The sequence below is a fragment of the Streptomyces malaysiense genome (genome assembly GCF_000980885.2).
GTDB classification, from domain to species: domain Bacteria; phylum Actinomycetota; class Actinomycetes; order Streptomycetales; family Streptomycetaceae; genus Streptomyces; species Streptomyces malaysiense.
This window is the reverse complement of sequence record NZ_LBDA02000206.1, coordinates 1-268: the sequence shown is the minus strand read 5'-3', so window position 1 is coordinate 268 and position 268 is coordinate 1. Positions and strand designations below refer to the sequence as shown.

1 protein-coding gene is annotated in these 268 nt (G+C 73.9%); it reads right to left on the bottom strand.

What is annotated here, in order from left to right; translation table 11 throughout:
• A partial coding sequence (locus tag VT52_RS34945; protein WP_143070997.1) for a hypothetical protein occupies positions 1-268 on the bottom strand: 268 nt, incomplete at both ends.

The following is a 268-nucleotide window of genomic DNA, read 5'->3' as shown; positions in this document are numbered from 1 at the left end:
ACCCGGCAACAACACCTCCAGCTGGGCGAGGGTCCGGTCGGCGGTTGTGGTCAGACCACGCAGGATGTGCTGGTAGCGGGCCAGGATCTGGCCGGCCCGCGTCGCGTCGAAGGCGGTGGGCTGGTAGTCCAGGCGCAGTCGCATCCCGTCGCCCGTGGGGATCACCGCGAGGGCCAGCGGGTAGTGCGTGGCGTCGAGGCCTTCGACGACCCGGACGTCCAGGGCCCGGGTGTCCCGCCCGGCTGCCGCGGCGGGCGCCTGCACGACG